The organism is Pasteurella sp. WM03 (assembly GCF_004570945.1).
GTDB lineage: Bacteria > Pseudomonadota > Gammaproteobacteria > Enterobacterales > Pasteurellaceae > Rodentibacter.
In genome coordinates, this window is record NZ_SPPO01000001.1 from 204997 (window position 1) to 217073 (window position 12077).

The 12077-nt window shown below is 42.3% G+C and carries 10 protein-coding genes; 1 reads left to right on the forward strand and 9 read right to left on the reverse strand.

What is annotated here, in order from left to right; genetic code table 11:
• Nucleotides 1-23 precede the first annotated feature (23 nt).
• From pyrG to E4T92_RS01090, 7 genes are all read right to left on the reverse strand, one after another.
• The gene (gene pyrG / locus E4T92_RS01060; RefSeq protein WP_135093078.1) at nucleotides 24-1658 is read right to left on the reverse strand and encodes a glutamine hydrolyzing CTP synthase; all 1635 of its coding nucleotides are present in this window, start codon (nucleotides 1656-1658) and stop codon (nucleotides 24-26) included.
• Nucleotides 1659-1883: 225 nt separating this feature from the next.
• Nucleotides 1884-3173, reverse strand: coding sequence for an L-fucose:H+ symporter permease (gene fucP, locus E4T92_RS01065; protein ID WP_135093079.1), 1290 nt, complete (start codon nucleotides 3171-3173; stop codon nucleotides 1884-1886).
• Between the two features lie 45 nt (nucleotides 3174-3218).
• Nucleotides 3219-3866, reverse strand: a complete 648-nt coding sequence (gene fucA, locus E4T92_RS01070) for an L-fuculose-phosphate aldolase (protein WP_135093080.1) — start codon at nucleotides 3864-3866, stop codon at nucleotides 3219-3221.
• Nucleotides 3867-3886: 20 nt separating this feature from the next.
• Entirely contained in the window at nucleotides 3887-4321 is a 435-nt protein-coding gene (fucU, locus tag E4T92_RS01075; protein ID WP_135093081.1) for an L-fucose mutarotase, read from the reverse strand.
• An 11-nt stretch (nucleotides 4322-4332) separates the two neighbouring features.
• Entirely contained in the window at nucleotides 4333-5766 is a 1434-nt protein-coding gene (gene fucK / locus E4T92_RS01080) for an L-fuculokinase (RefSeq protein ID WP_135093082.1), read from the reverse strand.
• A gap of 122 nt (nucleotides 5767-5888) precedes the next feature.
• On the reverse strand, nucleotides 5889-7658 hold the full coding sequence (gene fucI, locus E4T92_RS01085) for an L-fucose isomerase (protein ID WP_135093083.1): 1770 nt from the start codon (nucleotides 7656-7658) through the stop codon (nucleotides 5889-5891).
• Between the two features lie 228 nt (nucleotides 7659-7886).
• Complete coding sequence (locus E4T92_RS01090) at nucleotides 7887-8636, reverse strand: DeoR/GlpR family DNA-binding transcription regulator (protein ID WP_135093084.1); 750 nt, start codon at nucleotides 8634-8636, stop codon at nucleotides 7887-7889.
• A 120-nt stretch (nucleotides 8637-8756) separates the two neighbouring features.
• Between E4T92_RS01090 and glmU the strand changes: the two genes are divergently transcribed.
• Nucleotides 8757-10127 (forward strand): bifunctional UDP-N-acetylglucosamine diphosphorylase/glucosamine-1-phosphate N-acetyltransferase GlmU, encoded by a 1371-nt coding sequence (gene glmU / locus E4T92_RS01095; RefSeq protein WP_135093085.1) that lies wholly within the window; start codon nucleotides 8757-8759, stop codon nucleotides 10125-10127.
• 34 nt (nucleotides 10128-10161) lie between these two features.
• Here glmU and accC read toward each other — a convergent pair whose 3' ends face one another.
• Together accC and accB are read right to left on the reverse strand one after the other, a co-directional pair.
• Nucleotides 10162-11508: an acetyl-CoA carboxylase biotin carboxylase subunit gene (accC, locus tag E4T92_RS01100; protein WP_135093086.1), complete on the reverse strand. Its 1347-nt coding sequence runs from the start codon at nucleotides 11506-11508 to the stop codon at nucleotides 10162-10164.
• A gap of 59 nt (nucleotides 11509-11567) precedes the next feature.
• Nucleotides 11568-12041, reverse strand: coding sequence for an acetyl-CoA carboxylase biotin carboxyl carrier protein (gene accB / locus E4T92_RS01105; protein WP_135093087.1), 474 nt, complete (start codon nucleotides 12039-12041; stop codon nucleotides 11568-11570).
• Nucleotides 12042-12077: the final 36 nt, after the last annotated feature.

Below are 12077 nucleotides of genomic sequence, written 5' to 3' on the forward strand. Positions count from 1 at the left end.
CAATATGATCCTCAAAATACTATTTAAGCTGATTTTTTGTGATTTTCGTAAGCCGCTTTAACAAAACCGGCAAATAGCGGGTGTCCATCACGTGGTGTGGAGGTAAATTCCGGATGGAATTGGCATGCCACAAACCAAGGGTGATTTGGCACTTCAATGATTTCCACTAGCTTTTTATCCGCAGATAAACCTGTTACTTTTAATCCGGCTTTTTCAATTTGCGGAAGTAAGACGTTATTCACTTCATAACGATGACGATGACGTTCTTCAATGGTTTCTGCGCCATATAATTCACGTGCACGGCTACCCTCTACCAAATGACATTGTTGCGCCCCTAAACGCATAGTACCGCCAAGATCAGATTTGTCGGAACGCACTTCCGTATTGCCTTCGGCATCTTGCCATTCCGTGATTAATGCTACTACCGGCTGTTCGCAATCACGATCAAATTCTGAAGAATTTGCCTTGGTTAGCCCCGCCACATTACGTGCGTATTCAATCAGTGCAATTTGCATCCCTAAACAAATACCGAGGTAAGGAATGTTGTTCTCACGTGCGTATTGCGCCGTACGAATTTTCCCCTCTACGCCACGATAGCCAAAGCCACCCGGAACCAAAATACCATCGATACCTTTGAGCACTTCTACGCCTTTGGTTTCTACATCTTGTGAATCAATGTATTTAATGTTCACCGATAAACGATTGGTCAAGCCCGCGTGTTTTAACGCTTCATTCACTGATTTATAGGCATCCGGCAATTCCGTATATTTACCCACCATACCAATCGTGACTTCGCCCACCGGATTAGCTTGTTTATAAAGTACTTGTTCCCATTCGGAAAGATCCGCTTCCGGACAATTTAAACGGAAACGATCACAGACAAAGCTATCCAAACCTTGCGATTTCAGTAATGCCGGAATTTGATAGATCGAATTCACGTCTTTTAACGAAATCACCGCACGTTCCGGTACATTACAAAATAACGCAATTTTCGCCCGTTCATTTGGCGGAATCATACGATCGGAGCGGCAAATTAATACATCCGGCTGAATCCCGATAGACAATAATTCTTTTACTGAATGCTGGGTTGGTTTGGTTTTTACCTCACCGGCGGTCGGGATATAAGGAACAAGGGTTAAATGCATAAATAACGTATGCTCACGCCCCACTTGTACGGCAAGTTGGCGTAACGCCTCCAAAAATGGTAAGGATTCAATGTCCCCGACTGTTCCGCCCACTTCCACGATAACCACATCATGCCCTTGTGCGCCGGCAATCACGCGATCTTTAATTTCATTGGTAATATGCGGAATCACTTGAATGGTCGCACCGAGATAATCACCACGGCGTTCTTTACGCAACACTTCCGAATAAATTTTACCGGTGGTGAAATTATTGCGTTTTGTCATTTTTGTGCGGATAAAACGCTCATAATGACCTAAATCCAAATCGGTTTCCGCACCGTCTTGTGTCACAAACACTTCCCCGTGTTGGGTCGGGCTCATCGTTCCTGGATCCACGTTAATATAGGGATCAAGTTTCATAATCGTAACGTTTAAACCACGTGCTTCTAAAATTGCCGCCAATGATGCCGCCGCAATGCCTTTACCTAACGATGACACAACACCGCCGGTGACGAAAATATAATTTGTAGCCATAGGGAACCTAATTCTTTGTTGGGATATAAATGATTATAGCTAATCATCTTGCTAGACATTTCACAAAAGTGCGGTCAGAAATTGAAGAAGATTAGCTATCAAAGACGGGACGATAGTTTACCTGATTTATTGCTCTAACTCAACGGGAATACGGGAATTAAACGTTAGGATTGTCGATAAACTTATAAAAAAATGACCGCACTTAAAGTGCGGTCAAATTTATGATTAGCTAAGAATTTTCCAAGATCTAAATCCGTAGATAGCAATTACTACAAAGCAGACAAGCGGTAGAATAAAGGAGAAGTTCACTGCAGGTAGTCCCATGACTTCACCTTGGTCGATAATCATGCCTTGCAGTGGCGGCATTAATGCGCCACCGACAATCGCCATCACTAAGCCTGCGGCACCGATTGTGGATTCTTCTTTTAAGCCGTTGAGCGCAATACCATAAATAGTTGGGAACATCAGTGACATAAAACCGGAGGTTAAAATTAAGCAATACAATCCCCAGATACCATCAATAAAAATCACGCCAAGAATGCTAAAGAAACCACCGATAGCAAAGAGCATTAACATAAATTCGGATCTGAGATATTTCATTAAACTGGTACTAATGAAACGACTAGCGATAAAAATCCCCATCGCAATAATATTGAAATTTTGCCCTTCCGCTTTAGTAAAACCTAAACGTTCCGCATATTGAACAATAAACGTCCAACACATAATTTGCACACCGACATAAAAGACTTGCGCAATAACGCCCTCACGATATTTTGCTTTTTGTACCAAGCGACTAACGGCTTCTTTAAAGGTAATACGACAATCGCCCTCTTCAACTCTTACTTTCGGCATTTTATAGAGACTGATAATAACCAGCACCGCAATCACCACAAAGCCTAACATAATGTATGGGTTACGAATTTCAGCGAGATCATGTGTACGAATCCCCATTTTTTCCGCTTCTGACAACGTATGGAAAATCAAATTACCGGCAGCATCGCGTTTATCAGACTCAAGATTAGTTAACACCAATTGAGAAGCCACAAACATACCGGTGATTGAACCTAACGGATTAAAAGATTGAGCAAAATTCAAGCGACGAGTTGCCGTTTGCGGATCGCCCATCGCGAGAATATAAGGGTTTGCCGTCGTTTCCAAGAAAGCCAGACCAAAGGTTAAAATATAAAGTGAGATCAAGAAAAAATTAAACTCTTCATATTTTGCCGCCGGCCAGAATAAAAAAGCACCGATAGCATAGAGAATAAGCCCTAGCATAATTCCTGCTTTGTAGCTGTAACGACTGGCGAATATCGCTGCAGGAATCGCCATTGTGCCGTAACCGCCATAAAATGCAAATTGCACCAAAGCCGCTTCGGAAGCCGGAATTTCCATCACGGTTTGAAATACGGCGACCATCGGGTTGGTAATATCATTCGCAAATCCCCATAACGCAAATAAGCTCGTGATTAAAATAAAGGGGACAATAAATTTCTTTTCTAACACCTTGGCACTCATAATATTTTCCTTCTATTAATTAGTAGAGAGAAACATAAAGAATCGCTATTCTTCAATGCGTAATCCATACGTATGGAATTTTCCTAATACCACCTGCATTTGCTCAGGACTTAAAAGTGGAATCTCCAACCCAGTGGCAAGTAATTTCAAATACCAAGAAGCTAACACCTCGACTTCTTGAGCTAGCCACAAAGCCTTATCAAGGTTTTCCCCACAGGCAATTAAGCCATGGTGAGCCAGCAAAATTGCCTTACTTTTTTTGATACCCTCCGATACGTAAGAGGCAAGTTCTTGCGTACCAAATGTTGCATAAGGAACACAAGGAATGTGGTCAGTTCCCCCTACTGCCACCATATAATGAATAGCCGGAATCGGTTTTTCGAGAATGGATAAACCGGCACAATGAAGAGAATGATTATGGACGACCGCATTGGCTTCAGTGCGTGCTTGATAGACAGCCAAATGAAATTGCCATTCGCTGGAAGGCAGTTTTCCCTCCTCGTGTGTACCGTTGTTATCAACATACACGATGTTTTCCGGTGTGATTAAATGATATGGCATACCGGTGGGAGTAATCAGCATACCGTCTTTATAGCGTACGCTTACATTCCCTGCGGTACCTTGGTTTAAACCTAATCGGGTCATTTCAAGGCAAGTATCAATAATTTTTTGTGAAAGTGCTTTTCTATTCATTTTTAGTAACCTCTAACTTGTTATAAAACGGGTGTAACCCCTTTTTTGATAATAATGTTGCCGTATTTGGCTGTTTCTCCTGTGATAACGATGGCATAGGCTTGTTTTGCATGCTGATAGAAATCAAAGCGATCGATACGGGTGAGATTCGGCACAAAACCGACCACACTTTGAATTGCCGATAAATAGCGTTTTTCCACATCAGGATCCAACGTATCGCCTTGCACTGCCTGCATCATGACAAGCGGTGCCTCAACATAAGCATCAAACTCAAATAACGGTGCGATTCCTTGTAATAAGGTGGCAACTGAAATCCCATCAGCACGCACTACATTGCGATGAAGCGAATGGGCGGGAAAATGCGCATCAGCAAGCACGAGTTCATCGCCATGCCCCATTTCGGCTAGAATTTCGAGTAATTTCGGGGAAATTGCCGGATGAATACCTTTTAACATGAGATTTGCTCCTATTGGTTTGCAAAATTAAACTGAGGATAAATACGTTTGCGTTGTGGCTGCATGGCTTTTTGAGCGGTTTCCGGACTATCGTAAATACCAACTCCCACAAAGGTAAACATCGCTGCTCCTAGCACTGTGCTTTCCGTAACATCAACCACATCAATGGGTAAACCCAAAACATCAGCACGGATTTGGTTCCAAAGTGGATTTTTAGAACCGCCCCCGACACAGATCAAACTTTCGGCTTTGAAATGACTGACTTGCTGTAATACGTTCAATCCCTGTTTGAGTTGATTTGCCATGTAGTGGAGTGCGGCACGATAGATTTCGCCACGCGTAGCAAACATGGAAAGTCCTGCAATGTTGCCTTTACCTGATTGGCTAAAAACGCCTTGAAAATCGACCGCACTTTTGATGTCGTTTTCACCTGCCTCATAACCTTCTTGAATCATCTTGGCGTAATATTGGTCTGTGCCATAGACATCGGCGAACAATAATTTACCCAACCACTCCATAATGCCCGAGCCGACCCATTGCACCGCCGGATTAAAGCAATTCGGTTGAACGTCAAATTCCGTCGTTAATCCTTGCGAAATAAAATTAAATTGCGGTTTTGCATATGGCGTACGCACCATTAAAATTTCCCACGTACCGGAACTCAGCACGGGTTGATTTAATGCTGCTCCGGAACCGAATACGGCAAATTGAGTATCATGTCCGCAAGCAATCACCGGAATGCAATTTATCCCCCAACGGGCAGCAAGTGAGTGGGTGAGTTCTCCCACTTTTTCACCGGCATGACGCATGGGTGGAAAATGATTTGGGGTTAATCCAAGCAACTGCAAAATGCCTTCGTCCCAATCACCGCTAGCAAGATTCGTCATCATAGAGGTGCCTGCCATAGTGTGATCGGTTGTCCATTCGCCGGTTAAACGTTGAGTTATCATGGAAGAAATGAACACAAACTTATCCATTTTTTGGAAAATCTCCGGTTCATATTCTTTTAACCAAAGCAATTTAAATAAGGTATTAAAACTGTATTGCCCGATACCATTGCGTTGATAGAGATCTTCAATATCAAGTAACCGTGGTAGGGCTTCCATCACCGGAAGTGTGCGTGGGCATTTCCAAGAGATAATCGGATAAAGCTGTTGCCCCTCATGATCAAATGGCGCGCCATCCACACCAAATGTGGTAACAGAAATGCCAACAATATCGTTTAGATCAATATATTGTTGTTTTAATTGGTTGATCGTGTAATCGACACAATCGGATAACTTTTGCCAGATTTCTTCAAAGTCCCAAATATGATAATCAGCGAATTTGACATCAGGTTGGGTATTGTTCGCAATATGATGGGATGCCAAAATTTCGCCTTTATCACTCATCGCAATAGTACGTAAATTGGTCGCACCGCAATCAAAAATCAGTACGATAGGCATAAGCCCTCCCTAAAATTGAGAAAAAAGTGCGGTTGAAAAAATAAATGAATTTTTGACCGCACTTCAATGTGGGTTCTGATGGAATGGGTGGCAGGCGTTGCAAAGCTCGTGCCAATCATCACTTATTTATAAAGTGGCCCGAAGTTTTTACAAGCGCGATAATCCTGACCTTCTTTATCTTGGCCAAAACCATTCCAAGCACTTGGACGGAATATATTGCCGTCTTCAACATTGTGCATACAAACCGGAATGCGTAACATTGAGGCGAGGGTGATGAGATCTGAACCAATATGTCCATAAGTGGCGACACAATGGTTCGCTCCCCAATTTGCCATGACGGAATACACATCTGTGAATGCGCCTTTGCCTGTTAGGCGAGGAACAAACCACGTTGTCGGCCAAGTTTCATTCGTGCGTTTGTTGAGGATATCGTGGACTTGTTCCGGTAAATCAATTGACCAACCTTCAGCAATTTGCAATACCGGCCCTAATCCTTTGATCAGGTTAATACGATGCATGGTGAACGGCATGCCGCCTTTAGTTAAAAATTGGGAAGATAAACCACCGCCACGGAAATATTCATGTACCGCCGGACACCAACGGGTATGCTCCAAACAACGTTTGCCGTCTTCTTCGGTTACTTCCCAAGCCGGTTTAATCGTGGGTTTGCCATTTCCATCTTGATGTTGCCCAGTTCCATCAAGTGCGGCAGAACCGGAGTTAATTAAATGAATAAAACCGCTTTCCGGTTTCCAACCGGTCACACGTTCAACGGATTCCGGACTCCAGTAAGTACGTACGTCAGCGAAAATTTGTGCTTGACCGGTTAGTTGATGTCCGAACAGCATACATACCGCATTCAAACTGTCATTTTCAGTCGCAAGAATATAGGGTGGACGAACGCCATTCCAATCATAAGTAGAGTTCAACATCGCTTCCATAAAATCACCGTTTGGCAAATGATCCGTCCAATGACGTTGACCTTGGAAACCGGCTGCAATCGCGTTATGACCTAGTGCTTCTTCCGCATAATTTAATTTCGCTAATTTCGGATTCCCTACCATCAAATCACGAGTAATGATGGTCATTTTCACCACATTTTCCCAAAGTTCGGCACGTTCTTCTGCGCTGCGTTGGTTTTCAGGGCTGTTTACATCAATGCCCTCTTTGCAATATTGTTTTACCCAAGAAAGTGCGAGATCCACTTCTTCTTGATCATAAATTTTGCGATCTAAACGACGTTTGATTTCTGTCATATCCACATATTCATTACGCATACCGAGGTATTCTTGGAAAAATTGTTGGTTCACAATGGAGCCGGCGATCCCCATAGAGACAGAACCAATAGACAAATAAGATTTACCGCGAATGGCTGCGACGGTGAGACCGGCACGGGCAAAACGTAAGAGTTTTTCTTTTACATCCTCCGGAATTTCTGTGTCATCTGCTTCTTGAACTTCTGTCCCATAAATTGAGAATGCCGGTAAACCTAATTGGGAATGACCTGCAAGTGCAGCAGCAAGATAAACAGCCCCCGGGCGTTCAGTGCCATTAAATCCCCAAATGGCTTTTGGCATATGCGGATCCATATCAATAGTCTCGGAACCGTAGCACCAGCAAGGTGTGACAGTAATGGTTAATCCTACATTTTCACGTTTAAATTTATCCGCACAAGCCGCAGCTTCCGCAACGCCACCGATACAGGTATCGGCAATCACACAAGTGACAAAAGCACCGTCAGTATGGCGGATATGTGTTTGTAATAAGTCTGCAACAGATGTTGCCATACGCATGGTTTGATCTTCTAACGATTCACGTACGCCCATACGACGACCGTCAATGGTTGGACGAATACCGATTTTAATACGATTGGTTTGGGTAAAAGATGTCATAATAGAGTCTCTCCTATCATTTTTAACATTCATATTGAAATCTCGGATAAGCGGTTTATCTGCTTAACTTGAAATTATTTTTGAATAAAAAAATGAAAGAAAATAGGAGAAAAATGAAGTTGATTTCAAATTTGTGAAAGGGATCACAATAATTGGGTATTTTTTCGGGAAAATAATGCCCGATTATTGCTTATATTTTTAGCAAACGGTAAATTCGGTCATTATTTATTATAAAACGGTCAAAATATCATTTTTTTCACAATATGCCTGAAGTGTTTCGGACAAATCGGAATCAGTAAAAAGAGTATTAATTTCACTCAATTCAGTTAATTGGATAAGGCTTTTTTTCTCAAATTTGGAATGATCCGCCAAAAGATAAGCATGCTCTGATGCTTCCATCATTTTACGCTTTACAGACGCATTTAACTCGTTGGACTCCCAAATGTTTCCTTGATTATCAATCCCGGAACAAGAAAAAATAGAAAAGTTAATATGGAGGCGTTGTAATAAATATTCTGATAACGGCCCATAAAATGCTTCATATTTTGATGAATAAACCCCACCGGTTACAATGGTTTTAATGTTGGGCTTATTAACCAATGCGTTGATATTCAGCATAGAATTAGTTACCACCGTGCAAGGAATATCCGGCATTAAATGCGCAAAATACCAACTTGTAGAACTTGCATCTAATCCAATCACCGCATTTTCATAAAGTAATTCAAGCGCATTTTTAGCAATATAGCGTTTTTCGGTTGCATTAATATATCGCCGAGTCTGAAAAAAAGAGCCAAGATCAGTCGTTTTATTACTTATCGCCCCGCCATGGGTACGATAAAGCAATCCTTGTTTTTCAAGCCGATTAAGATCACGTCGGATAGTTTCAACAGATATGTCGCACTTTTCAGCCAGTTCAATCACACTCGCCTTTCCTTGCTGATTAATCCATTGCAAAATAATGTCATCTCTATTACGCATATTCACCCCAAATCGCTCAAAATCGTCTCATTATAGAGTTTTTTAGAAAAAATAAACAACTTATCATCTTTTCCTTTCTACGCTAAAATATTTCGACTTTTTGATCACAAGAGAGAATTTATGACAAATAAAACATTAAGTGCGGTCATTTTGGCGGCAGGAAAAGGTACGCGTATGTATTCCGATTTACCAAAAGTGCTACACACCGTGGCCGGTAAACCGATGGTCAAACACGTGATTGATACGGCAAATTCATTAGGGTCTGAAAACGTACATTTAATTTACGGACATGGCGGTGAATTAATGCGTGAACGCCTTGCCAATGAAAACGTCAATTGGGTATTGCAAACCGAACAACTTGGCACAGCACACGCCGTGCAACAGGCCGCACCGTTTTTTAAAGACGATGAAAATATTGTGGTGCTTTATGGCGATGCACCGCTCATTACCAAAGAAACCCTAGAAAAACTGATCGCAGCAAAACCTGAAAACGGCATTGCCTTATTAACCGTGAAATTGGACAACCCAACAGGTTACGGGCGTATTATTCGTGAAAATGGGAATGTGGTTGCCATTGTGGAACAAAAAGATGCCAATCCCGAACAATTAAACATTCAGGAAGTGAATACCGGTGTAATGGTTTCCGATGGGGCAAGTTTCAAAAAATGGCTCGCACGTGTCGGCAATAATAATGCACAAGGCGAATACTATTTAACGGATTTAATTGCACTCGCAAACCAAGACGGTTATCAAGTTGTTGCCGTTCAAGCGATGGATAGAATGGAAGTAGAAGGGGCGAATAACCGTTTACAGCTAGCCGCACTTGAACGTTACTATCAACATAAACAAGCCGAACGCTTATTGTTAGAAGGTGTGATGTTATTTGATCCGACCCGTTTCGATTTGCGAGGATCGCTAGAACACGGTAAAGACGTGGAAATTGATGTAAATGTGATTATTGAAGGCAAAGTGCGGTTAGGAAATCGGGTAAAAATTGGTGCCGGTTGTCTATTAAAAAATGTAGTGATCGGAGATGATGTGGAAGTGAAACCTTATTCCGTATTGGAAGATGCAACCATTGGCGAAAAAGCGGCAATCGGTCCTTTTTCCCGTTTACGTCCCGGCGCGGAACTTGCTGCAGAAACTCACGTCGGTAACTTTGTGGAAATCAAAAAATCCGTTGTTGGTAAAGGTTCAAAAGTGAACCATTTAACCTATGTGGGCGACAGTGAAATCGGCTCAAATTGTAATATTGGCGCAGGGGTGATCACCTGTAATTATGACGGCGCGAATAAATTTAAAACCATTATCGGTGATAATGTTTTCGTGGGGTCAGATACACAATTAGTGGCGCCTGTTACGGTTGAAGATGGTGCAACAATTGGGGCAGGTTCAACCATCACACGTAATGTCGCAAAAGATGAGTTAGTAATTACACGTGTGCCACAACGTCATATTCAGAACTGGCAACGCCCGGTGAAAAAGAAATAACAAAAAGGCTCACTTTCGTGAGCCATTTTTTTAATTAATCATGCAACCCTAATTTTTTCTCAAGGTAATGAATATTTGTTCCACCTTTTTGGAAGTTTTCATCTTCCAAAATCATCTCATGTAATGGAATGTTGGTTTTAATGCCTTCAATAATCGTTTCAGATAGTGCGTTTTGCATACGGCGAATCGCCACATCTCTCGTATCGCCATAGGTAATGAGTTTTGCTATCATGGAATCATAATGCGGAGGCACTGTATAACCGCCATACACATGGGAATCCCAACGCACGCCAAAACCGCCCGGTGAATGTAAATGGTTGACTTTGCCCGGTGATGGTAAGAAAGATTTTGGATCTTCCGCATTAATACGGCACTCAATGGCATGACCTTTCACTTTAATATCTTCTTGTTTGAAAGAAAGTGGTAAGCCTGCTGCAATGCGTAGCTGTTCTTTAACCAAATCCACACCGGTAATCATTTCTGTTACCGGATGTTCTACTTGGATACGGGTATTCATTTCAATGAAATAAAATTCCCCATTTTCATATAAGAACTCAAATGTACCCGCACCACGATAACCAATTTCTACACAAGCATTGGCACAACGGGAACCAATATCACGGCGAAGTTCTTCAGTGATTCCCGGAGCCGGTGCCTCTTCCACGACTTTTTGATGACGACGTTGCATTGAACAATCACGTTCTGCCAAATATACTGCATTACCGTGCGTATCCGCCAATACTTGAATTTCCACATGACGTGGATTTTCTAAGTATTTCTCCATATAAACCATATCATTATTAAAGGCTGCTTTTGCTTCCGCTTTTGTCATCGCAATAGATTCTTCTAACGCGTCTTCACTACGGACTACACGCATACCGCGACCGCCACCACCGCCTGATGCTTTGATAATAATTGGATAGCCAATACCTTTTGCGATTTCTTTATTTTTCTTAATATCGTTACCAACAGGTCCATCGGAACCCGGTACACAAGGCACGCCGGCTTTTTTCATCGCTTTAATCGCAGAAACTTTATCGCCCATTAAACGAATCACATCCGCAGTCGGACCAATAAAAGTGAAGCCGGAACGCTCTACTTGCTCGGCAAAATCTGCATTTTCAGATAAAAAACCATATCCGGGATGAATAGCATCAGCACCTGTTACCTCTGCGGCTGCAATAATTGCGGGAATATTTAGATAACTTTTAGCTGAAGGCGCAGGACCAATACAGACGGTTTCATCAGCCAGTAAAACATGTTTTAGCTCACGATCTGCGGTGGAATGTACCGCAACAGTTTTAATCCCTAATTCTTTACACGCACGTAAAATGCGTAATGCAATTTCACCACGGTTGGCAATGACAACTTTTTCTAACATAAGACATTCCATTTGTTAAAAAATGGCGAGTAAACCCGCCATTTGGATAATTGAGAAGATTATTCGATAACGATTAATGGTTCGTCAAATTCAACCGGTTCGCCATCATTGACTAAGATTGCTTTTACCACACCTGCTTTATCTGCTTCAATACGGTTCATCATCTTCATCGCTTCAACGATACAAAGGGCATCACCCACTTTTACGGTTTGTCCCACTTCAACAAAGGCTTTCGCATCCGGACTCGGGCTACGATAGAATGTGCCTACCATTGGAGAACGAACCCGATGTCCGCTTACTTCTTCTGTTGCAGATGGAGCAGCTGGTGTCGGAGTAACTGCCGGTGTCACAATCGGAGTTGGAGTAACCGGCGGAACAGGCACAACAGGTGCGATATGTTGCGTAGCTATCGGAGCAACCGCTGGAGCAGCACGGCTAATGCGAACTGTGCCTTCCTCTTCCTGAACTTCTAATTCGGTGATACCGGATTCCTCAACTAATTCAATAAGTTTTTTGATTTTACGAATGTCCATACGTTCTTCCTAAAATAATGAAATTTTTAACCGCAC

Excerpts from the sequence above, each read along its gene's own strand:
- pyrG (WP_135093078.1), bottom strand. The coding sequence starts at position 1,658 with ATGGCTACAAATTATATTTTCGTCACCGGCGGTGTTGTGTCATCGTTA.
- fucP (WP_135093079.1), bottom strand. The coding sequence starts at position 3,173 with ATGAGTGCCAAGGTGTTAGAAAAGAAATTTATTGTCCCCTTTATTTTA.
- fucA (WP_135093080.1), bottom strand. The coding sequence starts at position 3,866 with ATGAATAGAAAAGCACTTTCACAAAAAATTATTGATACTTGCCTTGAA.
- fucU (WP_135093081.1), bottom strand. The coding sequence starts at position 4,321 with ATGTTAAAAGGTATTCATCCGGCAATTTCCCCGAAATTACTCGAAATT.
- fucK (WP_135093082.1), bottom strand. The coding sequence starts at position 5,766 with ATGCCTATCGTACTGATTTTTGATTGCGGTGCGACCAATTTACGTACT.
- fucI (WP_135093083.1), bottom strand. The coding sequence starts at position 7,658 with ATGACATCTTTTACCCAAACCAATCGTATTAAAATCGGTATTCGTCCA.
- E4T92_RS01090 (WP_135093084.1), bottom strand. The coding sequence starts at position 8,636 with ATGCGTAATAGAGATGACATTATTTTGCAATGGATTAATCAGCAAGGA.
- glmU (WP_135093085.1), top strand. The coding sequence starts at position 8,757 with ATGACAAATAAAACATTAAGTGCGGTCATTTTGGCGGCAGGAAAAGGT.
- accC (WP_135093086.1), bottom strand. The coding sequence starts at position 11,508 with ATGTTAGAAAAAGTTGTCATTGCCAACCGTGGTGAAATTGCATTACGC.
- accB (WP_135093087.1), bottom strand. The coding sequence starts at position 12,041 with ATGGACATTCGTAAAATCAAAAAACTTATTGAATTAGTTGAGGAATCC.